The organism is Kribbella sp. NPDC023972 (assembly GCF_040639075.1).
Classification (GTDB): Bacteria; Actinomycetota; Actinomycetes; order Propionibacteriales; family Kribbellaceae; genus Kribbella.
Genome location: NZ_JBEZZH010000011.1, coordinates 201,451 through 220,789, shown reverse-complemented (window position 1 = coordinate 220,789; position 19,339 = coordinate 201,451). Strand labels below are relative to the sequence as shown.

The 19,339-nt window shown below is 68.7% G+C and carries 24 protein-coding genes and 3 pseudogenes; 15 read left to right on the top strand and 12 right to left on the bottom strand.

The features are described from left to right. Positions 1 to 103 precede the first annotated feature (103 nt). From AB0F43_RS33285 to AB0F43_RS33270, 4 genes are all read right to left on the bottom strand, one after another. On the bottom strand, positions 104 to 262 hold the full coding sequence (locus AB0F43_RS33285; RefSeq protein WP_360486049.1) for a hypothetical protein: 159 nt from the start codon (positions 260 to 262) through the stop codon (positions 104 to 106). 255 nt (positions 263 to 517) lie between these two features. Further along, positions 518 to 1,225, bottom strand: a complete 708-nt coding sequence (locus AB0F43_RS33280; protein WP_360486046.1) for a GntR family transcriptional regulator — start codon at positions 1,223 to 1,225, stop codon at positions 518 to 520. A 7-nt stretch (positions 1,226 to 1,232) separates the two neighbouring features. Continuing rightward, on the bottom strand, positions 1,233 to 1,772 hold the full coding sequence (locus AB0F43_RS33275) for a cysteine hydrolase (RefSeq protein ID WP_360486043.1): 540 nt from the start codon (positions 1,770 to 1,772) through the stop codon (positions 1,233 to 1,235). Beyond that, positions 1,772 to 3,235: a cytosine permease gene (locus AB0F43_RS33270; protein ID WP_360486040.1), complete on the bottom strand. Its 1,464-nt coding sequence runs from the start codon at positions 3,233 to 3,235 to the stop codon at positions 1,772 to 1,774. Before AB0F43_RS33270 ends, AB0F43_RS33275 begins: the two co-directional genes overlap by 1 nt. 108 nt (positions 3,236 to 3,343) lie before the next feature. Here AB0F43_RS33270 and AB0F43_RS33265 point away from each other — a divergent pair, with 108 nt between their 5' ends. Together AB0F43_RS33265 and AB0F43_RS33260 are read left to right on the top strand one after the other, a co-directional pair. Next, positions 3,344 to 3,901, top strand: coding sequence for an NADH-quinone oxidoreductase subunit B family protein (locus AB0F43_RS33265; RefSeq protein WP_360486037.1), 558 nt, complete (start codon positions 3,344 to 3,346; stop codon positions 3,899 to 3,901). Next, a complete protein-coding gene (locus tag AB0F43_RS33260) occupies positions 3,898 to 4,635 on the top strand; it encodes an NADH-quinone oxidoreductase subunit C (protein ID WP_360486034.1) in 738 nt (245 codons plus the stop codon). Before AB0F43_RS33265 ends, AB0F43_RS33260 begins: the two co-directional genes overlap by 4 nt. A 122-nt stretch (positions 4,636 to 4,757) precedes the next feature. Here the strand turns inward: AB0F43_RS33260 and AB0F43_RS33255 are convergent. Next, positions 4,758 to 5,006 (bottom strand): annotated as a pseudogene (locus AB0F43_RS33255) (NAD(P)H-binding protein); the annotation flags it as partial. A 61-nt stretch (positions 5,007 to 5,067) separates the two neighbouring features. Between AB0F43_RS33255 and AB0F43_RS33250 the strand changes: the two are divergent. After that, positions 5,068 to 6,015, top strand: coding sequence for a complex I subunit 1 family protein (locus AB0F43_RS33250; RefSeq protein ID WP_360486031.1), 948 nt, complete (start codon positions 5,068 to 5,070; stop codon positions 6,013 to 6,015). A 79-nt stretch (positions 6,016 to 6,094) separates the two neighbouring features. Here AB0F43_RS33250 and AB0F43_RS33245 read toward each other — a convergent pair whose 3' ends face one another. Genes AB0F43_RS33245 through AB0F43_RS33230 form a run of 4 tightly spaced genes read right to left on the bottom strand, consistent with a single transcriptional unit; the run spans position 6,095 to position 9,544 of the window. Then, entirely contained in the window at positions 6,095 to 7,321 is a 1,227-nt protein-coding gene (locus AB0F43_RS33245) for an ABC transporter permease (RefSeq protein WP_360486028.1), read from the bottom strand. Further along, positions 7,318 to 7,983, bottom strand: a complete 666-nt coding sequence (locus tag AB0F43_RS33240) for an ABC transporter ATP-binding protein (RefSeq protein WP_360486025.1) — start codon at positions 7,981 to 7,983, stop codon at positions 7,318 to 7,320. The genes AB0F43_RS33245 and AB0F43_RS33240 overlap by 4 nt, the downstream gene beginning before the upstream one ends. Beyond that, complete coding sequence (locus AB0F43_RS33235) at positions 7,980 to 9,032, bottom strand: peptidoglycan-binding protein (RefSeq protein WP_360486022.1); 1,053 nt, start codon at positions 9,030 to 9,032, stop codon at positions 7,980 to 7,982. The genes AB0F43_RS33240 and AB0F43_RS33235 overlap by 4 nt, the downstream gene beginning before the upstream one ends. Further along, positions 9,032 to 9,544 carry a hypothetical protein gene (locus tag AB0F43_RS33230; protein ID WP_360486019.1) on the bottom strand — a complete coding sequence of 171 codons (513 nt, stop codon included), beginning with the start codon at positions 9,542 to 9,544 and terminating at the stop codon, positions 9,032 to 9,034. Before AB0F43_RS33230 ends, AB0F43_RS33235 begins: the two co-directional genes overlap by 1 nt. A 111-nt stretch (positions 9,545 to 9,655) precedes the next feature. Between AB0F43_RS33230 and AB0F43_RS33225 the strand changes: the two genes are divergently transcribed. The 4 genes from AB0F43_RS33225 to AB0F43_RS33210 are packed head-to-tail and all read left to right on the top strand — an operon-like array spanning position 9,656 to position 13,110. Next, positions 9,656 to 10,312, top strand: a complete 657-nt coding sequence (locus AB0F43_RS33225) for a response regulator transcription factor (RefSeq protein ID WP_360486016.1) — start codon at positions 9,656 to 9,658, stop codon at positions 10,310 to 10,312. Further along, positions 10,309 to 11,523 carry a HAMP domain-containing sensor histidine kinase gene (locus AB0F43_RS33220; protein WP_360486013.1) on the top strand — a complete coding sequence of 405 codons (1,215 nt, stop codon included), beginning with the start codon at positions 10,309 to 10,311 and terminating at the stop codon, positions 11,521 to 11,523. Before AB0F43_RS33225 ends, AB0F43_RS33220 begins: the two co-directional genes overlap by 4 nt. A gap of 43 nt (positions 11,524 to 11,566) precedes the next feature. After that, positions 11,567 to 11,911, top strand: coding sequence for a YciI family protein (locus AB0F43_RS33215; protein WP_360486011.1), 345 nt, complete (start codon positions 11,567 to 11,569; stop codon positions 11,909 to 11,911). After that, entirely contained in the window at positions 11,908 to 13,110 is a 1,203-nt protein-coding gene (locus AB0F43_RS33210) for an RNA polymerase sigma factor (RefSeq protein ID WP_360486008.1), read from the top strand. The genes AB0F43_RS33215 and AB0F43_RS33210 overlap by 4 nt, the downstream gene beginning before the upstream one ends. Positions 13,111 to 13,169: 59 nt before the next feature. Here the strand turns inward: AB0F43_RS33210 and AB0F43_RS33205 are convergent. Continuing rightward, positions 13,170 to 13,376, bottom strand: a pseudogene (locus AB0F43_RS33205) (helix-turn-helix transcriptional regulator); the annotation flags it as partial. Positions 13,377 to 13,868: 492 nt separating this feature from the next. Here AB0F43_RS33205 and AB0F43_RS33200 point away from each other — a divergent pair. The 5 genes from AB0F43_RS33200 (at position 13,869) to AB0F43_RS33180 (ending at position 16,360) form a co-directional block, all read left to right on the top strand. After that, positions 13,869 to 14,033 carry a hypothetical protein gene (locus AB0F43_RS33200; protein ID WP_360486005.1) on the top strand — a complete coding sequence of 55 codons (165 nt, stop codon included), beginning with the start codon at positions 13,869 to 13,871 and terminating at the stop codon, positions 14,031 to 14,033. A gap of 387 nt (positions 14,034 to 14,420) precedes the next feature. Continuing rightward, positions 14,421 to 14,696, top strand: coding sequence for a site-specific integrase (locus AB0F43_RS33195; protein ID WP_360486002.1), 276 nt, complete (start codon positions 14,421 to 14,423; stop codon positions 14,694 to 14,696). Then, entirely contained in the window at positions 14,680 to 15,333 is a 654-nt protein-coding gene (locus AB0F43_RS33190; RefSeq protein ID WP_360485999.1) for a TetR/AcrR family transcriptional regulator, read from the top strand. The genes AB0F43_RS33195 and AB0F43_RS33190 overlap by 17 nt, the downstream gene beginning before the upstream one ends. Then, a complete protein-coding gene (locus tag AB0F43_RS33185; protein ID WP_360485997.1) occupies positions 15,330 to 15,836 on the top strand; it encodes an SRPBCC family protein in 507 nt (168 codons plus the stop codon). The genes AB0F43_RS33190 and AB0F43_RS33185 overlap by 4 nt, the downstream gene beginning before the upstream one ends. A gap of 2 nt (positions 15,837 to 15,838) precedes the next feature. Next, on the top strand, positions 15,839 to 16,360 hold the full coding sequence (locus AB0F43_RS33180) for a cupin domain-containing protein (RefSeq protein WP_360485994.1): 522 nt from the start codon (positions 15,839 to 15,841) through the stop codon (positions 16,358 to 16,360). Positions 16,361 to 16,562: 202 nt separating this feature from the next. Here the strand turns inward: AB0F43_RS33180 and AB0F43_RS33175 are convergent, their stop codons facing one another. Next, on the bottom strand, positions 16,563 to 16,916 hold the full coding sequence (locus tag AB0F43_RS33175; protein ID WP_360486071.1) for a RidA family protein: 354 nt from the start codon (positions 16,914 to 16,916) through the stop codon (positions 16,563 to 16,565). Between the two features lie 211 nt (positions 16,917 to 17,127). Continuing rightward, entirely contained in the window at positions 17,128 to 17,385 is a 258-nt protein-coding gene (locus AB0F43_RS33170; RefSeq protein WP_360485991.1) for a hypothetical protein, read from the bottom strand. Positions 17,386 to 17,459: 74 nt separating this feature from the next. Between AB0F43_RS33170 and AB0F43_RS33165 the strand changes: the two genes are divergently transcribed. The 3 genes and pseudogenes from AB0F43_RS33165 (at position 17,460) to AB0F43_RS33155 (ending at position 19,339) form a co-directional block, all read left to right on the top strand. Further along, a complete protein-coding gene (locus AB0F43_RS33165; RefSeq protein WP_360485988.1) occupies positions 17,460 to 18,260 on the top strand; it encodes a methylenetetrahydrofolate reductase in 801 nt (266 codons plus the stop codon). A gap of 162 nt (positions 18,261 to 18,422) precedes the next feature. Then, positions 18,423 to 18,656: pseudogene (locus AB0F43_RS33160) on the top strand (4Fe-4S binding protein); the annotation flags it as partial. A 134-nt stretch (positions 18,657 to 18,790) separates the two neighbouring features. Then, positions 18,791 to 19,339, top strand: coding sequence for an NADH-quinone oxidoreductase subunit J (locus AB0F43_RS33155; protein WP_360485985.1), 549 nt, complete (start codon positions 18,791 to 18,793; stop codon positions 19,337 to 19,339).

Sequence of the window (19,339 nt, the reverse complement as noted above, 5' to 3'; positions counted from 1 at the left end):
TCCGCCTATGAGCCCGTGCGGGAGGCGGTGGCCGCGTTCTGGAGAGACACGACGCCCGGCGACCCGCTCGTGGCCGCGCCGGGGTTGGCTGGAGGTAGGGAACTCACATCGCGGGGCGGGCGCGGAGCTCGGGGGCGGCGGGCTCAGGAGCCTGCCGCCGCGGCCTGCGCTGGAACCAGAAGGGGCGCTGGTAGTCGCGCTTGATCCGGTCCTGGCGGTACTTCATCTCCGCCTGGAGCGAGTCCGGGGAATACTGGAACATGATCTCCTCCGGGAGCTTGTCGATACCGAAGACAGTGCTCGCCTGAGGAGTGCCGCCACATCGGCACAACTCCCTATCCCGCCACCCCCACACCCCCTAAGACCCCAACCACCCCCACTCCCACTCCCCCGCCTGCATGGGTTTCGGGAGGTTTTCCTGCCGAATCGGGAGGAAAAGCCTCCCCGGATCCGGATGGAAGCCTCCCTGAACCGGTTTGGGGAGGATTTCGTGACGGCGGCCGGGCGGAGGAGCTGGTCAGCGGCCGTAGGTGAGGCTCAGTTCGAAGTGTTGTGGGTCCAGCAGGCCGTCGGCGTACTCGGCGAAGCGGTCGTCCGCGGTCCAGCTGGTCCGCTCGGTGTGCAGGAACCAGGTCCCCTCCGGGCGGCCGAGCAGCCCGGCCTCGGTCGCGTCCAGCGGACGCCCGCGCAGTCGTTGCTCACAGTGGTCGAGGTGCAGACCGGCGCGGTGCAGCGTGGCGGTGATCGAGCCGTTCTCCAGCCCACGCTCGGGCAGGTCGCGCAACGAGCTCAGCGCGGGGATCCGGCTGCGCTCGATCGAGATCGCCTCGCCGTCCGCGAGCTGCCGCAGCCGTTCGATCACGATCACGTCCGGTGACTCGAGCCCGAGCCGGCCGGCCAGATCCGGGTCCGGCTCGAGTGCGATCTTCACCGTCCGCAGCCGGGTCTCGACACCATGCTCGGCCAGCGCGTGCGTCCACCCGAGCCGGCCGTCCAGCGGCCGCCCGTCGAACAGCACGAACGACCCTTTACCGGTCCGGGTGGCGATCAGCCCTTGTTCGGCCAGTACGGCGAGCGCCGAGCGGACCGTGTTCCGGCTGACCGAGAACCGCTTGGCCAGTTCGACCTCACCGGGCAGTTGCGCGCCCCGCCGTACCAGGCCCGACCGGATCTCCCGGGCCAGCGAGGCCGCGATGCGCTCGTGCTTCAGCGAGATCTCGGGCATCGGCGGCTCACTGGTTCAGCGCGCGGATCTGGTCGACGGTGACGATCTCCAGCATCGGCGAGTAGAGCCGCATGATGTCGATCGCGTTCCGGTGGCTCGCCTCGTCGGCGCCGGCGCACGCGTCCTCGACCACTTGGACGTACACGCCGGCGTCGACAGCGGCCAGTGCGGTGGTGAGCACGCAGCAGTCCGTGGTCACACCTGCCAGGACCAGGTGACCGCCGGTCCCGACCCGTTCCGCCAGCTCGGGTCCCCAGGCGCCGAAGGTGGTCTTGTCCAGCGTCGGCGCGCCGTTGAACTCGTCGACGAGCTGGTAGTCGTCCGCGTCCGGCGGTTGCAGCGCGAACGGGTAGAGCTCGTAGTACGTCGCCCAGGAACCGACTGGTTTCTCCGGGGCGACGAACCGGGTGAAGATCACCTGGGGCGAGAGGATCTCGATCAGCCGTTTGGCCGGTTTCACCACCCGCTGGAAGTCCGGCGCGGCCCAGCCCGAGTCCGGATCGGCGAAGATCCGCTGCAGGTCGATCAGCGCGAGCACCGGCGCCATCACATCACCCTTTCCTGCTTGCGTACGGCGGACGTCCCGCCGGCCAGCTGGACCACGAACCCGGCGACCAACGCGAACAGCACACCCAGGTTCGCGTAGGCCCAGGCGCCTTCCTTGCCGCCGAGACCGAACGGCTCGAGCAGGTAACCCTGCCAGGTCAGCCAGGATGCCAGCGTGTTGGTGACCAGGCCCCACCCGATGCCGGTGGCAACGATCATCGTGACCACCGGCAGCCACCGCACGTCGCCGTACCGGCCGCGCGGGTCGTAGAGGTCGGCGTCGGCGTAGTCGCGCCGGCGGGTCGCGATGTCGGCGAGCATGATGCCGCACCAGGCCGCGACCGGGACGCCCAGCGTGATCAGGAAGCCCTGGAACTCACCGAGGAACTCGTCGCCGTAGAACACCACGTAGACGGTCCCGGCGATCATCACCACGCCGTCGATGAACGCGGCGACGTACCGGGGCGCGGGCAGGCCGATCGACAGCAGGGCCAGGCCGGACGAGTAGATGTCGAGTACGGCGCCGCCGACCAGGCCGAGGACGGCGACGATCACGAACGGCACCAGGAACCAGGTCGGCAACGCCTCCGCGAGCGCGCCGATCGGGTCGGCGGCGATCGCGCTGCTCAGGTCCGTCGACGAGCCGGCCAGCAGCAGACCGAAGCCGAACAGGATCACCGGTGCGACCGACGCCCCGAACGTGGTCCAGCCGACCACGGCCGGGCCGGACGACCGGCGCGGGAGATAGCGGGAGTAGTCGGCCGCGAGGTTCACCCAGCCGAGGCCGAAGCCGGTCATCAGGAACACCAGCGCGCCGATCACCTGCTGGCTGGATCCGCTCGGCAGCTCGGACACCGTGCTCCAGCTGATCCGGTCGGCGACCAGGATGACGTAGACGACGGTGAGGACGCCGGTGACGATCGTGATGACGGCCTGCGCCCGCATGATCAGGTCGAACCCGAGCACACCGCAGGCGACGATCAGTACGCAGACCACGATCAGCGCGATCACCTTCGTCAGCGCGCCGCCGCCCCAGCCGAGCCGCTCGAACACCGTCGCGGTCGCGAGGGTGGCGAGGATGGTCAGCACGGTCTCCCAGCCGACGGTCAGCAACCAGGACACCAGCGACGGCAGTTTGTTGCCCCGGACGCCGAACGCGGCCCGGCTGAGCGCCATCGTCGGTGCCGAGCCCCGCTTGCCGGCCAGCGAGATCAGGCCGCAGAGCAGGAACGAGAACACGATGCCGACCAGACCGGCGACCAGTGCCTGCCAGAACGAGATGCCGAAGCCGAGCGCGAACGCGCCGTAGCTCAGGCCGAGCACCGAGACGTTCGCGCCGAACCAGGGCCAGAACAGCTGGCTGGGCCGGCCCTTCCGCTCGTCGTCCGCGATCACGTTCAGCCCGTTGCTCTCCACCGCGAGCGCCCGCGACTCCGGTCCCCGCACCTCAAGCTGATCGGCCATGCCGTCTCCAACCCGAATGAACCTGTCCAGTCCTGTTCAATCACGGTAGGTGCCGCCGCAGCGACGGTCAACGGGTTTGCCGGCGATCGTGGCGGCTAGGCTTACGTCATGGCCCAGACCGAGCTGCCGTTGCCGACTGTGCGGCCGGATGTCGGTGCGCTGGCCAAGCTCGCGCCCGAGCCGGTCCGGTACCTGCTGAACTGGGGCCGCAAGTACTCGCTGTGGGTGTTCAACTTCGGCCTCGCCTGCTGTGCGATCGAGTTCATCGCCGCATCGATGGGCCGGCACGACTTCATCCGGCTCGGCGTGATCCCGTTCGCGCCCGGCCCCCGGCAGGCCGACCTGATGGTGGTGTCCGGCACCGTGACGGACAAGATGGCCCCGGCGATCAAGCGGCTCTACGACCAGATGCCGGAGCCGAAGTACGTCATCTCGTTCGGCTCCTGCTCGAACTCCGGCGGCCCGTACTGGGACTCCTACTGCGTGACCAAGGGTGTCGACCAGATCATCCCGGTCGACGTCTACGTGCCCGGCTGCCCGCCGCGACCGGAGGCGCTGCTGCAGGGCATTCTCAAGCTGCAGGAGAAGATCGCCGGCGAGAACCTCGGCAACAGGTACGACGAGCCGTCCGCGGCGGCGCTGACCCGCGGTCTGGTGAAACCTTGAGCCCCGACTCGAATCATGACGCCCTGAACGCGCTGACCGGTGCGGGGATCGCCGCGACCCGGGCCGACAGCTTCGGCCCGGTGGCGATCGACGTACCGGCGGAGTCGTGGGTGGCGGCGCACGAGGTGCTGCGGGACGCGGTCGGGCTGACGTTCTTCGACTTCCTGACCGCGAGCGACGAGCTCACCGACGGGTTCCGGGTGGTGTCGCATCTCGCCGACTTCTGGGGCGGCGCGCATGTCGAGCACCTGCTGGTGCGGACGCTGGTCCCGCGGGACAAGCCGGTCCTGCCGACGCTGTCCGAGTTGTACGCCGGGGCGAACTGGCACGAGCGTGAGACGCACGAGATGTTCGGCATCACGTTCTCCGATCACCCGAATCTCATTCCCCTGCTGCTGCCCGACGGCTTCGAAGGCAACCCGCTCCGCAAGGAGTTCATCCTCGCCTCCCGCGTCGCCAAGCCCTGGCCCGGCGCCAAAGAGCCGGGGGAGTCGGATCACGCTCCCTCGCACGGCGCTCCCAGCCGCCGACGCACCCTCCCACCAGGCGTCCCCGACCCAGACACCTGGGGACCCCGCCAACCCGGTTCACCGGACCCGGATCCGTTGGCGCCCGCCCAGGCGGCGTCGACTCCGGCGCGTCCCCGCCGAGCCGGCGCGGAACGCCGTACCCGCAAACAAACCGAGGCCGCTCCGCCGACCGAGCAACCACCCCCGGCCGACCCCGAGCCGTGATCGAGGAACGTCCAGTCCTTTCCGGCCTCGACGAGGAGTTGCTCGATGTCGCCCCACACGCCGCCTGTGGTCAGCGCAGAGAGATAGACGACGCGTTGCGGCAGTGCCGGGATGATCGACGAGGCGCCGTCGGCGCTGAACGACGGCCACAGCAGGAACACCGCGTCCACGCCGGACGCGGCTCGGCGTACGGCGTCCGGATCGTAGATGTCGCCCTGGATCAACTCGACGTCTGAGGGCAGGCCGGCGGTGTCCGGCGTACGGACCAGGGCGCGGACCGTGGCGCCGGCTGCTCGGAGGCCGGCCACCACGTGACGGCCGACGCGGCCGGTGGCTCCGGTGACGAGGACGGTGGTCGTTTGCGTTTCCATACGACTCACCCTGCGACCTGAACGATGGTTGAGGTCAAGCGGGAATCGGTAGGGTGCGGTCATGGTCGAGTTCGTGGTGCGGGTGGTCGGCGTCATCGTCGCCTTCCTGGTGGCGCCCTTGCTGGTCGGTCAGGCCGAGCACAAGGTGATGGCGCACATGCAGTCACGCCTCGGCCCGATGTACGCCGGTGCGTTCCACGGCTGGGCGCAGCTGGTCGCGGACGGTGTGAAGTTCGTGCAGAAGGAGAGCGTGCTCCCGGCCGCGGCGGATCGGCGGGTGTTCGAGTGGGCCCCGATCGTCGCGATCCTGCCGTACCTGGCCGCGATCGCCGCGATCCCGCTCGCCCCCGGCGTCGTCGGCGCGGACCTCGACTCCGGCCTGTTCTTCGTGCTGGCCGTGATGAGCATCGGTGTGCTCGGCTCGCTGATGGCGGGCTGGGGCAGCGGCAACAAGTACAGCCTGCTCGGCGGTCTCCGGGTCGCCGCCCAGCTGATGAGCTACGAGCTGCCGTTCGTCCTGTCCGCGGCGAGCGTCGCGGTCGCGGCGGGGTCGCTGAGCCTCACCGGTATCGCGGAGGCGTGGAACCCGTGGTGGCTGCTCTGGCAGCTGCCCGGCCTGATCGTGTTCTTCATCGCCGGTCTGGCCGAGCTGCAGCGGCCGCCGTTCGACATGCCGGTCGCGGACTCCGAGGTCATCTTCGGTCCGTACACGGAGTACACCGGCCTCCGGTTCGCGATGTTCCTGCTCGCCGAGTACGCCGGCATCGTCGTACTGGCCGGCCTCACCTCGGTGATGTTCCTCGGCGGGTGGAGTGGGCCCGGGCCGGATTCCATCGGGTGGATCTGGTCGATCCTGAAGATCGCGATGGTGTCGGTCGTGGTGATCTGGGTGCGGGTCTCGTTCCCCCGGTTGCGCGCCGACCAGCTGCAGAAGCTCGCCTGGCAGGCCCTCGTGCCGATCGCCCTCCTCCAGCTGGCCATCACCGGCATCGGCGTCACCATCTTCTGACCGTTCGGGGAGGGTTTTGGGCCCGGATCGGCACAAAATCCTCCCCGAAGTCGGAGAAACTTTCCCGGGACGGGGTTGGTTAGGGGGTCGCGAGGGCTTCGGTGGGGGAGAGGCGGGAGGCGCGGATCGCCGGGTAGAGGCCGGCCAGTCCGCCGATGACGAGGGTGGCCGCGATACCACCGGCCAGCGCCCACAGCGGGATCACCGTCAGCCAGTTCTGGTACGCCGCGTACCCCGCGCTGACGGCGGATCCGAGGGCCGCGCCGCCGACTCCGCCGAGTGCGGACAGCAGCAGCGACTCGGTCAGGAACTGGGTGCGGATCTGACCACGGGTCGCCCCGAGCGAGCGTCGCAGCCCGATCTCCGCCCGGCGCTCCAGCACCGAGATCACCATGATGTTCGCGACGCCGACCCCGCCGACGAGCAGCGCGACCGCACCGAGCCCGAGCAGCAGGCCGGTGAACGCCTCGCCGGCGGCCTGCTTGGCGGCGAGCGCGTCGGACGGCCGGGATACCTCGACCTCGTTCGGCGCCTCCGGGTTGGCCGTTGCCCCGAGCACCGATCGGACCGCCTCGACCTGGGCGTCGTCCGACCGGGTGTAGATGGTCGTCGGGTGCCCGTCGAAGTCGAGGGCGGTGTCGGCCGCGGGCCAGCCCATCAGCGCGGCACTGTCCAGTTCAGGAGCCAGTGCGGCCGGTTCGAGGATGCCGAGCACGGTGAACCACGTGTTGCCGATCAGCACCTGCGTGTCCGGACCGGCGCGGGTGATCCCGAGCCGCTCGGCGGCGCTCGCCCCGAGCACGGTCGCCGGGTAGCGGCCGGTCGCCGCGTCGATCCACTTGCCGCTGCGGACGACCCCGCCGATGGTGTCCAGCAGGTTGGGCCGGGCGGCGTACGCGATGATGCCGTTGGTTTCGACGGCCGGGATCTTGTCGCTGCGGTAGACGGACGCGTCGTCGACCCGGCCGATCGCCGACTGGGCCCGGACCGGGCGGATCCGGCCGACCATCGCCTCCGCGGTGAGCGGCAGCTGGGCCTGTTCGCCGGTCAGCCTGGTGCCGGGTGCGACGGTCAGCAGATTGGTTCCCAGGGCATCGAGCTGGTTGTCCAGCTCGGCCCGGGACGAGGACGAGATGCCGACCACGGCGACCATCGCGGCGATTCCGATCGCGATCCCCAGCGCGGACAGGAACGCCCGCATCGGCCGGGTGCGCAACCCGACCGCGCCGACCCGGACGACATCGCGCGGCCAGAGCTTCGCCGGCTTCAGTTCGCTGCTCGGGCGTGGACCGTGTGAGCCGCTCATGCGTGCACCTCCTCGAGGATGCGGCCGTCGCGCATCCGGACCTGGCGCGGCAGCGATGCCGCGATGTCCCGGTCGTGCGTGATGATGACGACCGTCGTACCGGCCGCGTGCAGATCGCGCAGCAGTTGCATGACGCCCGCACCCGACGCCGAGTCCAACGCACCCGTCGGTTCATCGGCCAGGAGTACGGCGGGCTCGCCCGCGACCGCCCGGGCGACCGCGACCCGTTGCCGTTCACCACCGGAGAGCTCGTGCGGCTCGTGGTCCATCCGGTGTCCGAGGCCGACCCGCTCCAACGCGGCGGCCGCCCGCTTCCGCCGTACCGACGGCCGCAAACCGGAGTACAGAAGCCCGTCCGCCACGTTGTCCAGCGCCCGTACGCCGGAGGCCAGGTGGAACTGCTGGAACACGAAGCCGATCCGGGTCGCCCGCAGCGCGGACAGACTCGAGTCGGACAGCCGTGCCACGTCGTACCGATCGATCCGGACCGTGCCGGAGGTCGGCCGGTCCAGGGTGCCGAGGACGTTGAGCATCGTCGACTTGCCCGAACCGGACGGCCCGACGATGGCGACCAGCTCGCCGCGGTCGATCCGCAGGCTGACCCCGCCGAGGGCCGTGACACCGCCCGGGTACACCTTGGTCACCTCGGTCAGCTCGATCACTTGGGGATCCCCACCACGGTGCCCGCCTTGATCCCGGCGCCGCTGATCTCGACCTGGCCGTTCGCGAACAGCCCGGTCTCGACCGGCACGTAGCGCGACGCCGTACCGTCGGAGACCTCGACGCCGAAGCCGCCCTCGCGCAAGGCGACCAGCGCGGCCACCGGGACGGTCAGCACGTTCTTCCGTTCCGAGGCGGTGAAGGTCACGTCGACGGACGCCAGCGCCCAGGCGGCCACCGCCTTCTGGTTGTCGATGGCAACGATCACCTCGACCTTGGTCTCCGGGTCCTTGTCCTGGCTCTCGGCCGGGATGATCACCGTCGACACCTTCTCCACCCGGCCTGGCACAGTCGCGCCGTCGGGCAGCGTGACCTCGACCTTCGACTGAGGTTTCGCGAGGCGCTGGTCGGCGGCGTCCAGCTGGACGGTGACGGCCTTCTTCGTGCCGGTGTAGGTGAGGACGTTCTGATTAGGGCCGATCGGCGCGCCTTCCTGTGCCTCCACGCTGTCCACCCGGATGTGACCGGGTGCGAACAACACACTGCCCAGTTCGACGACACCTGTCTCGTCCAGACCGAGGTCTTCCTGCCACTCCTCGACTGCCTCGGCCGTGGCGTCGGTGTACTCGTCGTCGACGGTGAAGCCGGTGTAGCCCATCGCGCTGAGGTTCTGCTCGAGCTGCAGGACGTCCGTGCCCTCACTGCCGTCGACCAGCTTCCGGTACGCCGGCAGAGCGCCGTACAGGAGGGTGGTGGGCTTGTTGTCCACGCTGTAGACGGGCTCGCCGCGTTTGAGCTCCTGTCCGCTGTCGGGTACGGCGGTGATGGTCCCGGCGGTGCGGTTGACGGCGGAGGACGTCGTACCGAAGCCGAGCTCGCCGTCCGCGGTCTCGGTGTCCTTGAGGGTCTGCTGGGTGACCTTCGTGGTGTTGACCGGTAGTGCGGCGGCGGTCTGGTCTGCTGCCTGGCTGGTGTCGCCCCGGTTCACCAGGAAGGCGCTCGCTGCCCCTCCGGCGGCCAGGACGACCACAGCGGTCAGTGCTTTGCGCATCACTTACCCGCCAGGATGCTCTGGCAGGCTTCCTGTGCCTTCTGGAAGTCCGGGTCGTCAGCCACACCCGGGCCGATCATGATGCCGCGCTGGCCGGGCTTGGGGTCCGGGAACTTCTCCACGCCGTTCTCCCGCATGCACACGGCGTACTTGCGGCCGTTCTCCTCCTGCTGCGGGTTCGCGCCGCTCTCGCCCTGCGGGTTGTACTGCTTGCAGGCCTCCATCGCCTGCTGGACCTTCTCCTGCGTGACACCCGAGTTCCGGTCGAACTTCAGCATCGGGCCCTTGCCCGGCTCGGGGTCCGGGACGTTCAGGCCCTGTTCACGCAGGCACTGGGTGAACTTGATCGCCATCTCGTCCCGGCTGAGGCTGGGCGGCGCGCTGCTGGGTGCGGTCGCCTGTGCCTGGCCCCCGGTGCCCGAGGCCACCTGGTCGGCCGGTTCCTCCGATCCGCAGCCGGTCAGCAGTACGGCGGCGGCCAGCAACGTCGCGGCCACAATGGTCTTACGCATGACATCTCCTTGGGTCGGTTCTGGCGCCAAGCCTTGGCCGCGGGCCGTTTCCCTGCCGTTTCCGAGCGCGATAACACGGAGGAAACACACGCGTCGGGGATCATGGAGTGCGTGCGAGTGCTTGTGGTCGAGGACGAACCGTTGCTGGCGGCAGCGATCGCTGAGTGGTTACGGGACGACTCACATGCCGTCGACGTGACCGGTGACGGCGGTTCCGCGCTGGAGCGGCTGACGGTGAACGAGTACGACGTACTCGTGCTGGACCGTGACATCCCCGTCGTCCACGGCGACGAGGTGTGCCGGCGGCTGGTGCAGTCCGGGTCGGCCACGCGGGTGCTGATGCTGACGGCCGCGGCGGCCGTCACCGATCGGGTGGAGGGACTGGGATTGGGCGCCGACGACTATCTGACCAAGCCCTTCGCCTTTGCCGAGCTGGCCGCGCGCGTGCTGGCCCTCGGGCGGCGGAGTCGTCCCGCGGATCCGCCGGTACTGCGTCGGGCCGGAGTGACCCTGGATCCGGCCCGGCACGAGGTGTTCCGGGACGGGCGGTACGTACCCCTGTCGAAGAAGGAGTTCGCCGTACTGGCGGAACTGCTGCGAGCCGACGGCGCGACCGTCTCGGCCGAACAACTGCTGGAGAAGGCATGGGACGAGCACGTGGATCCGTTCACCGGGGCGGTCCGGCTGACCATCCTCAAGCTGCGGCGCAAGCTGGGGGAGCCGGGGCTGGTGGAGACCGTCACCGGCGTCGGCTACCGCATCCCATGAAGCGGCTGACGCTGCGCGGGCGGCTGACGCTGATCTATGGCGGTCTTTTCATGATCGCCGGCGTACTGCTGCTCGGTGTCATCTACGTGCTGTTCAGCAACAACCTCACCGGTGGCTACCGCGTGCTGGTGCAGGGCACGTACCACAACTCGCCGACCCCTGGAGTAACCCCCGCGCCAAAGCCGCCGAACCAGTTGTTCGTGCTGAACAAGGACGGCGACGTACTGACCGGTCCGGGGGCAGAGCAGGTCATCCAGGAGCAGCGGGAACAAGTACGGCAGGCGGCGATCAAGTCATTACTCACCCAGGGCAGCATCGCCCTGGTCGTCGTCGGCGGACTGGCCGCCGGCTTCGGCTGGCTGGTCGCCGGCCGGGTGCTCGCGCCGCTGCACCGCGTCACCGACACCGCCCGGCGGATAGCGGCGTCACCAGCGGCCCTGCACGAGCGGATCGCCCTGCGCGGACCGGACGACGAGGTGAAGAACCTGGCCGACGCCTTCGACACCATGGTCGAGCGACTGGACCACTCGTTCGACGGTCAACGCCGCTTCGTCGCCAACGCCTCCCACGAGTTGCGTACGCCGCTCACCCTCGGCCGAGCGCTGGTCGAGGTCGCGATGCATCGCCGTACGGCGTCCGCCGACGTGAAGGAACTGGGCGAGAGCCTGCTGACCATCAACGCCCGCCACGAGCAACTGATCGACGGCCTGCTGATCCTGGCCGACTCCGAGAAACAGCTGACCACGGTCTATCCGGTCAACCTCGCCGATATCGTCAACCACGTCGCCGGACAGCTCGAACACGAGGCTGCCGCGGCGGGGGTCGAGGTGATCCGCGGCCCGGGTGACGCCCCGACACGCGGTGACGCCCTGCTGCTCGAGCGCCTGGTGCACAACCTGGTGGAGAACGGGATCCGCCACAACCTGTCCGACGTCGACCGCTGGGTCCGGGTCCTCAGCAAGACGGTCGGCGACCGGGCCGAGGTCGTCGTCACCAACACCGGGCCGGACATCCCGCCGTACGAAGTCGAATCCCTCTTCAAGCCGTTCTACCGCCTGGGCTCCGAACGCCTCGTCACCGGCAAGGGCGCCGGCCTCGGGCTCTCCATCGTCCGCTCGGTCGCCGAGGCCCACGGCGGAACGGTGATCGCGACACCTCGGCAAGGTGGCGGGTTGGAAATTAGGGTGTCACTGCCTGTCGATGCGGGGTGAGGGCGTTCGTGTAGGTGGTGACAGCACTCACCAGGAGGTGGCGATGAACCAGTACCTGCTCAGCATCTACCAGCCGGACGGGCCCGCTCCCGACCCGGAGTTCCTCGAGCCGATCATGCGCGAGCTGAGCGCCCTGAACGATGAGATGCAGGCGGCGGGGGTCTGGGTGTTCGCGGCCGGGTTGCACCCGCCGGAGACGGCGACGGTGCTGAGGGCCGCGGGGGACGACGTGCTCGTGACCGATGGGCCTTTCACCGAAGGAAAGGAGCATCTGGGCGGCTTCACCGTGATCGAGGTGGACGATCTGGATGCGGCGCTCAGCTGGGGGCGGCGGCTGGCTCAGGTGCTGCGGAACCTGCCGATCGAGGTTCGGCCGTTCGTGACGTGAGCGTTGACATCGCCGGGGTGTTCCGGGCCGAGCACGGGCGCGCGGTCGCCGTACTGACGCGCGTGTTCGGCGACCTCGAGATCGCGGAGGACGCGGTCCAGGACGCGTTCGCGGCGGCGGTGGAGAAGTGGCCGGCGACCGGCGTACCGCCGAGCCCGGCCGGGTGGATCATCACCACCGCCAGGAACCGCGCGATCGACCGGCTCCGGCGTGAGTCGGTGCGAGAGGACAAGCACGCCCAGGCCGCATTGCTGCAGGCCGCGGCCGAACCGGTGGAGGAGGGCGTCGTGCAGGACGACCGCCTCCGGCTGATCTTCACCTGTTGTCACCCTGCGCTGGCACTCAACGTCCGCGTCGCGCTGACGCTGCGGATGCTCGGCGGGCTGACCACGGCCGAGATCGCCCGTGCCTTCCTGGTGCCGGAGCCGACGATGGCACAGCGGCTGGTCCGCGCGAAGGCGAAGATCCGCGCGGCCGCGATCCCGTACCGCGTCCCGTACGAGGCCGACCTGCCCGAGCGCGTCCGCGGCGTACTGGCCGTCGTCTACCTCATCTTCAACGAGGGGTACGCCGCTTCGTCCGGCGAAGCCCTCGTCCGCGACGAACTGTGTGCGGAGGCGATCCGCCTCGGCCGGCTGCTGGTCGAGCTGATGCCGGACGAACCCGAGGCCGTGGGCCTGCTCGCCCTGATGCTCCTGCAGGCCTCCCGCCGTCCGGCGCGGGTGCGATCCGACGGCTCTCTGGTCGTGCTCGCCGACCAGGATCGAACCCTCTGGGATCGCACGCTGATCGCCGAAGGCCACGACCTGGTACGACGCTGCCTCCGCCGCAACCAGCCCGGTCCGTATCAGCTCCAGGCCGCGATCAACGCCGTACACACCGATGCCGCCTCCGCCGCGGACACCGACTGGCCGCAGATCCTCCAGCTCTATGACCACCTGCTCACCCTCGACCCGACCCCGATCATCGCCCTCAACCGCGCCGTCGCCGTGGCCGAAGTCGATGGCCCGGCCGCCGCCCTCGACCTGATCGACGACCTCGACCTCGGCTCCTACTACCTCTTCCACGCCATCCGAGCCGACCTGCTGGTCCGCCTCAACCGCCCCGCCGAAGCCCGCACCGCCTACCAAGCAGCCCTCGCCCTGACCACCAACCAACCCGAACAAGCCTTCCTCCAAACCCGCCTGAAAGCTCTCTAGCCGAACCCCCTTCGCAACCGGCTACGCCCGCTGCCGACCGGTGACAAAAGAGCTCGAGTTCACCCGCCGGGGCGCACCAGGCCCAACTCGTAGGCGAGCACAACCGCCTGCACGCGGGTGACCACGCCCAACTTCGCGAGCACCCGGTTCACGTGGGTCTTGACGGTCGCCTGTGCGACGACCAGCTGGGCCGCGATGTCGTCGTTCGACATCCCGCGGGCCATCAAGACCAGCACCTGGCGCTCCCGGTCGGTCAGTTCGCCCAGCTGCCGCGGCATGTCCTCGATGAGCGGAGGGTGCCGGAGGTACGCCTCGATATGTGCGCGCGACCGCTTGTGAGTTCATTGCGGCACTGGCCGTGCTCGTCGCAAGGAGACACACTGAAGGGGCCTGAGTCGAGGAGGCGTCGAGTCTCATGAACAACCTGAAGCGGTTCACCGTCTGCAAGTTGGCGGGCCACGATTGGGCCACGGTCGCCTATCCCCCGTCTGCCGAGGGGGAGGCCACAGGTACCTTCCTGCGCTGTCAGCGATGTGGCAAGGAGAACCACGAGGCAGGAACGCATGCCCGTGGCCCGGGCGGCGCCGCGCCGCCGACGCCGTAGGCAGTGCCCACATCCAGGTGACGCCCGCCGTCATGATCGAGGACAAGTTCCTGCGTACCTGAACGTCCTGTCATGCCGCCGACCGTGCGTTCAACTGGCGATGAGCGCGCCTTTCTGATGGATGCACGGATCTGTACAACGTAGCGTTGCGTCGATGGCCCAGCTAAGCCGTGCAGTCGCCGATCTCCGGAACTGGTTCATGGAGCATCTCAACGAGGGGATCGAAATCTCACCAGCAACACTGATGGCTCTCGCACGGCGCCGCATCATGCTCAGCCTGGACATCTACGGCCACGGAGACGAGGCGAGCGAAGCGTGACAAGCTTCGTCTGATCAGCGAAACATGGCCACCGGATCGCTGCTGATTGTGCGACGAATCAAACTTGTCCGGCGATCGCCTCTCACGCGCCGGGCCGACTCACGGACATGCAGTCGCGAACTGAGAGCGTCCCGCCGGACACCTGGACCCGGTCTGGCCAGACACCGATCCGGCGCCAAGTCTCCTAGTAGCCGCAATGTGAACCTGTGAGGCCGTTGACGCGACCTGCAGCGCCCTGGGCACTAGGCGAATGGAGAACTCAGAACCGGGACCGGCCGTCTCCCGCGTCGTCGTCACCACGTCTCGCGTCCTGCGGATAGCTGTCGCCGCCTATCTGGCGCGCTTCGCAGGCCAGTCCCGCATCCACACCGACGAGGGCGAAAGTCCATGCTCAGGCACACCTTCGTCACCACCATGCTCGACGCCGGCGTCGACCTACGCGATGTACAGATCGCCGCCCGCCACGCCGACCCACGAACCACCATGCGCTACGACCGCGCCCGCAACCCGTCCGGCATGCGCAAGAGTCGGGACGAGCCGTCGGCCGACCGCGGACCGATCACGAATCGGTTCTCCGTCACCGCACGCGGGCGAGCCTGGACTAGAGCGGGATTGACGCCGGACGTTTTGGCTATACCCTGTAGCTATGGCTACGATGATTAGCCAAGCTGCTCCGGGCCGGGCTTCGGCGCGTCGCCTCGCCACGGTGGAGGAGGCTCTCGACCATGCGCAGGCGATCGTGGCCGAGCAGGGCGCCGGGGCCGTCACGGTTTCGGAGATCGCACGCCGGATGGGTATGCGGGCACCATCGCTGTACAAGTACTTCCCCTCCCTGCACGCGATCTACGACGGCTTGTTCGCGCGAGGCAACGTCCAGCTCGCCCAGTACATCGATGACGCGCTCCATGGCTGCGAGCCCGGCCTTGACTGCCTGCTCGAGGGCCAGCGTGCGTTCATCCGCTGGAGCACCCGCGAGGTCGGCCTCGCACCGCTGCTGTTGTGGCGACCGATCCCCGGGTTTGAGCCCAGCGCGGACTCCTATGCGCCGGCACAGGCGCTCTGGCAACGCGGCCGTGATGAGCTCCGGACCGCTGTGCACAGGCATCAGCTCATCAAAGCTGCGGACTCGGACGAGGCGATGCGCATGTTGACAGCGGCGATCGCCGGCGTGTCCTCCCAGCAGTTGGCCAATCAGCCGGGAGCCCGGTTCGAGGATGGCCTCTTCACCTCGTTGACAGAAGAGGTGCTGGACATGTTCGTCAGCCACTACTCAGCACCAGAAAGGAAGGTCAGGCGATGAGGCAGAACCTGACCACAGACACCGTCGAACGCTACATCGAAGCGCCGCCGGAGCTGCTCTACGACCTCGTCTCCGACGTGACTCGGACGCCGGAGCTTTCACCTGAGGTCGTGAGGTGCACGTGGGTCAAGGGGGCGACCGGCCCGGTGGTAGGCGCTCGCTTCAGGGCCGTCAATTCCGCTGGCCGCGGGCCCGACTGGCCGAACTGGCCAGTTGTGATTGCCGCCGACCGCCCGAAGGAGTTCGCATTCAGCCGCACCGAGCCCTTCGCCGGCACGCTCGAGTGGCGCTACCGGTTCGTCCCGGAAGGCTCCGGCACCAAGGTCCTCGAGTCCTACACAGTCACCAAACCGATCTCGGTCATCGGCTGGTTCCTCATCGACAAGGTGTCCGGGCTGAAGGACCGCGCCGCCGACCTGCACGCCGGCATGGCGGCAACCCTCGATCGACTGGCCGCGATCACCGAGAAGCAACAGCGCGTGAATGGGAATCAGCGGAGGTAGTCATGGAACGAATGAGGGCGGCCGGGGTGACCGTGGTGCAGCCCGGCGAAGGCGACTACGGCGAGGTTGACGGCGTCGGTGTGGTGTTCAAGCTGTTCGGTGAGCAGACCAACGGCAATGTCTCGATCGTCGAGCATCCCTTTGCCGTCGGAGCATTTGTCGACCCGCACGTACACACGCGTGAGGACGAGTACTCCATCGTCACCGAGGGCGAGATCGGGTTCCGCTCGGGGGACCGGGAGGTCGTATTGGGTCGTGGTGGATACATCACCAAGCCACGCGGGCAGACACACATGATGTGGAACGCCGGGCAGACCCCAGCGCGGATGATCGAGGTCATCAGTCCGGCCGGCCTCGAACACTTCTTCTGGGCCATCCGCGACCTGGTAGCGGACGGTCCGCCGGACCCGGAGACCTTCCAGACCCTCGCCGCCGAACACGGCATCGAATTCACCATGCCCCCATGGTTCGGTGATGTCCTCGCGCGCTACCACCTGTCGTCTCCTCCGCAGCCCGAAGCCTGACCGCCGCCGAAGCGATCAAGCTCGAAGGGACGGGACAAAGGCACTCTCGCGTCGCGGCACCGAGACCTGTGTCGTGTCGCCGAACTGCGTTCAGCACGTGCACGCCATTGCGCGCTACGTGCGGTGAAGCGGAGCACCGGGAATCGCCCATCGGCCTGCTACTCGTGCCGGTTGGACCGGCACGAGTAGCAGAGGCGTCGCATCAGGCGACTGCGGTTCCCTCGAGTTCGACCAGCTGGCCGGGGATCGCCAGCCGGGTCACCCCGAGCATCGTGGTGGTCGGCGCCACCCCGGCGGCGCCCAGCCGCGACGCCAGCACGCCGTAGTGCAGGAACAGCAGATCGACGTCGGTGGTGTAGACGTTGAGCCGGACGAGGTTCGCGAGGGACATGCCGGCCTCGTCGAGCACGGCCTCCAGGTTGTCGAGGCTCAGCGCCAACTGCGCCGCCATGTCACCGTCATGCTGGGGCTTGCCGTCGCCGCTCATCGCGGTCTGTCCCGAGCAGTACAGGGTCCGGGTGTGCCCGGAGACGACCTCACCCTGGTTGAATCCCATCTCCACCGACCACGTCACCGGGTTGACTGCCGTTCGTTCTGTTGCCACATCAGCTCCATTCGATTCGTTGGGAGTACGTACGTCGGCTCGGTAGCCGCCTTGACGTCGTGGTGACGAGCCTCCCAACCAATCACGACAACCTGTGTCGTGTATTGCTCTGAGGTTTTCGTCCGCGCGCCGACCGGTTGGAGCGGGCAGGGCGACGCGTGGGCTACCTGTACTTGCGTTTGTCAGGGCGCCTGCGTGAGCGGTGGTGGTTGCGGTCGTCGGGGCGGCGTTGGCCCGGTGGGCGGGTGAGGGCGGCGACGGCGGCGCCGGCGATGGCGCCGAAGGCGGCCGCGAACGGGCTCATGAAGATGGCTGGATCGGTCCACTCGGAACCGCCGGCGAACCGGGCGAAGGCGACGTTGGCGACAACCAGCACGAGGGCGCCGATGACGGCGCCTGCCAGTGGCCGGGAGGTCCTCATCTCCCGACCGTAGGTGGGCCGACGGCATGTGGAAACCGGACTCGGCGCGGCGGTCGGTTGAGTAGGGTCTGGGGATGGCTGCGGACGGGTTCGAACTGGTGTGTGAGGTGGAGCCGCCGACGCGGCCGGACCTGAAGAGGGTGCGGCATCAGATCGGCGTGATGAGTCCGATCGCGGACGCGTTCCTGATCCCGGACAACCACATCGGGCGGGCGACGGTGTCGAGTGTGGCGGTGGCGAACGAGGTCCAGGCGATGGGGTCGCGGGGGATCGCGTGCCTCAACTCGCGGGACCGGAACCTGCTCGGTTTCCGCCGGGACCTGTTGACCGCGGCGGCGTACGGCGTCGAGCAGTTCCTGTTCGTGCACGGCGACGACCCGGCCGAGGGTGCCCGGACCAGCCAGCTGACCGTTCGGACGATGATCGAGCAGGCGCGCGACACGTCGTACCCGGGCTGCAACCCGTTCCAGGTCGGGGCCGCGACCCGGCTGCGGCCGGTGCCGCGCTGGAAGGCCGAGGCCGACTTCCTGTACGTCCAGGTCAGCTACGACCTGGACGAGCTGCTCCGCTGGCGGGACAGCGTCGTACTGGACATTCCCGTGTACGCCGGGGTGATGGTGCTGGCGAGCGCGAAGATGGCCCACAACCTGGCCGCCCTGCCACAGCTCAGCATCCCGCCCGCACTGGTGGAAGCCGTCGACCAGGACCGCGATGCCGGCGTCGACCACGCCTGCGAACTGATCCTGAAGATCCGCGACTCGGGCGCCTTCGACGGGGTCCATCTGATCCCGGTCAGCCGTTACCGCCAGGTCAGCGCGCGGCTGGAACGGGAACTGCGACACCGGGTCGCACCGGATCGGGCCGGAACCGACTAGTGTCCTGCTAACAGGCTCGTACTGACGGGAGGAGGAGGCGTGGGCGTACCTGGCAAGGGGCTGATCGACGGTCTGAAGGTCACCGCCAAGACGCTGGCCCGCCGGTCCGTCACCGAGCAGTACCCCGATGTCCAGCCCGAGCTGCCGCCGCGGACCCGGGGCGTGATCGCGCTGCTGGAGGAGAACTGCACCTCCTGCATGCTGTGCGCCCGGGAGTGCCCGAGCTGGTGCATCTACATCGACTCGCACACCGAGACCGCGCCGTCGGTCGGTGAGCAGGCCCGCGAGCGCAGCCGGAACGTGCTGGACCGGTTCGCGATCGACTTCAGCCTGTGCATGTACTGCGGGATCTGCATCGAGGCCTGCCCGTTCGACGCGCTGTTCTGGTCGCCGGAGTTCGAGTACGCCGAGACCGACATCCGGAATCTGACCCACGAGAAGGACCGCCTCCGCGACTGGATGTGGACCGTCCCCGCCCCGCAGCCGATCGACCCCGGCCCCACCGTGACGCCGGCGCCGGAGGGTGAGGCGTGACAACTGCACTTTTCTGCGTTGCCGGGGTAGTCGCCGTCATCGCCTCCGTCATCGTCGTCACCTCCCGCCGCATCGTGCACGCCGCCCTCTGGCTGGTTGTCGCCCTGGGCGCGATGGCCGGCTGCTTCGGCGCCCTGCAGGCCGAGTTCGTCGCCCTGGTCCAGATCCTGGTGTACGTCGGCGCGATCGTCGTACTGGTCCTGTTCGCGCTGATGCTCACCAAGGCGCCGACGAATCCACTGCCCACCTCGACCACCGGCCGGGGTCCGTTCGCCGCGGTGGTGGCCGGCGTCCTGGCCCTGCTCCTCGGCACCGGGGTAGTGCTTGCCTTCGGCAACGAGAAGATCGGGCCGGTCCCGGACGGGTCCGCCGAGGCGGTGGGCACCGCTGTCTTCAAGACCTGGGTGCTGCCCTTCGAAGTGCTGTCGGTCCTCCTGCTGGCCGCGTTGATCGGCGCGATCGCCTTGTCTCAAAGGGTTGCGCCGGCTGAGAACAAAGTGTCGGAGAGTGCTGGCAAGGTGTCGTCCCCGGGGAAGGAGGACTGA

Coding starts and splice junctions, on each gene's coding strand:
- AB0F43_RS33285 (WP_360486049.1), bottom strand. CDS start 262: ATGTTCCAGTATTCCCCGGACTCGCTCCAGGCGGAGATGAAGTACCGC.
- AB0F43_RS33280 (WP_360486046.1), bottom strand. CDS start 1,225: ATGCCCGAGATCTCGCTGAAGCACGAGCGCATCGCGGCCTCGCTGGCC.
- AB0F43_RS33275 (WP_360486043.1), bottom strand. CDS start 1,772: ATGGCGCCGGTGCTCGCGCTGATCGACCTGCAGCGGATCTTCGCCGAT.
- AB0F43_RS33270 (WP_360486040.1), bottom strand. CDS start 3,235: ATGGCCGATCAGCTTGAGGTGCGGGGACCGGAGTCGCGGGCGCTCGCG.
- AB0F43_RS33265 (WP_360486037.1), top strand. CDS start 3,344: ATGGCCCAGACCGAGCTGCCGTTGCCGACTGTGCGGCCGGATGTCGGT.
- AB0F43_RS33250 (WP_360486031.1), top strand. CDS start 5,068: ATGGTCGAGTTCGTGGTGCGGGTGGTCGGCGTCATCGTCGCCTTCCTG.
- AB0F43_RS33245 (WP_360486028.1), bottom strand. CDS start 7,321: ATGAGCGGCTCACACGGTCCACGCCCGAGCAGCGAACTGAAGCCGGCG.
- AB0F43_RS33235 (WP_360486022.1), bottom strand. CDS start 9,032: ATGCGCAAAGCACTGACCGCTGTGGTCGTCCTGGCCGCCGGAGGGGCA.
- AB0F43_RS33230 (WP_360486019.1), bottom strand. CDS start 9,544: ATGCGTAAGACCATTGTGGCCGCGACGTTGCTGGCCGCCGCCGTACTG.
- AB0F43_RS33220 (WP_360486013.1), top strand. CDS start 10,309: ATGAAGCGGCTGACGCTGCGCGGGCGGCTGACGCTGATCTATGGCGGT.
- AB0F43_RS33215 (WP_360486011.1), top strand. CDS start 11,567: ATGAACCAGTACCTGCTCAGCATCTACCAGCCGGACGGGCCCGCTCCC.
- AB0F43_RS33200 (WP_360486005.1), top strand. CDS start 13,869: ATGGCCCAGCTAAGCCGTGCAGTCGCCGATCTCCGGAACTGGTTCATG.
- AB0F43_RS33195 (WP_360486002.1), top strand. CDS start 14,421: ATGCTCAGGCACACCTTCGTCACCACCATGCTCGACGCCGGCGTCGAC.
- AB0F43_RS33190 (WP_360485999.1), top strand. CDS start 14,680: ATGGCTACGATGATTAGCCAAGCTGCTCCGGGCCGGGCTTCGGCGCGT.
- AB0F43_RS33185 (WP_360485997.1), top strand. CDS start 15,330: ATGAGGCAGAACCTGACCACAGACACCGTCGAACGCTACATCGAAGCG.
- AB0F43_RS33180 (WP_360485994.1), top strand. CDS start 15,839: ATGGAACGAATGAGGGCGGCCGGGGTGACCGTGGTGCAGCCCGGCGAA.
- AB0F43_RS33175 (WP_360486071.1), bottom strand. CDS start 16,916: ATGGGATTCAACCAGGGTGAGGTCGTCTCCGGGCACACCCGGACCCTG.
- AB0F43_RS33170 (WP_360485991.1), bottom strand. CDS start 17,385: ATGAGGACCTCCCGGCCACTGGCAGGCGCCGTCATCGGCGCCCTCGTG.
- AB0F43_RS33165 (WP_360485988.1), top strand. CDS start 17,460: ATGGCTGCGGACGGGTTCGAACTGGTGTGTGAGGTGGAGCCGCCGACG.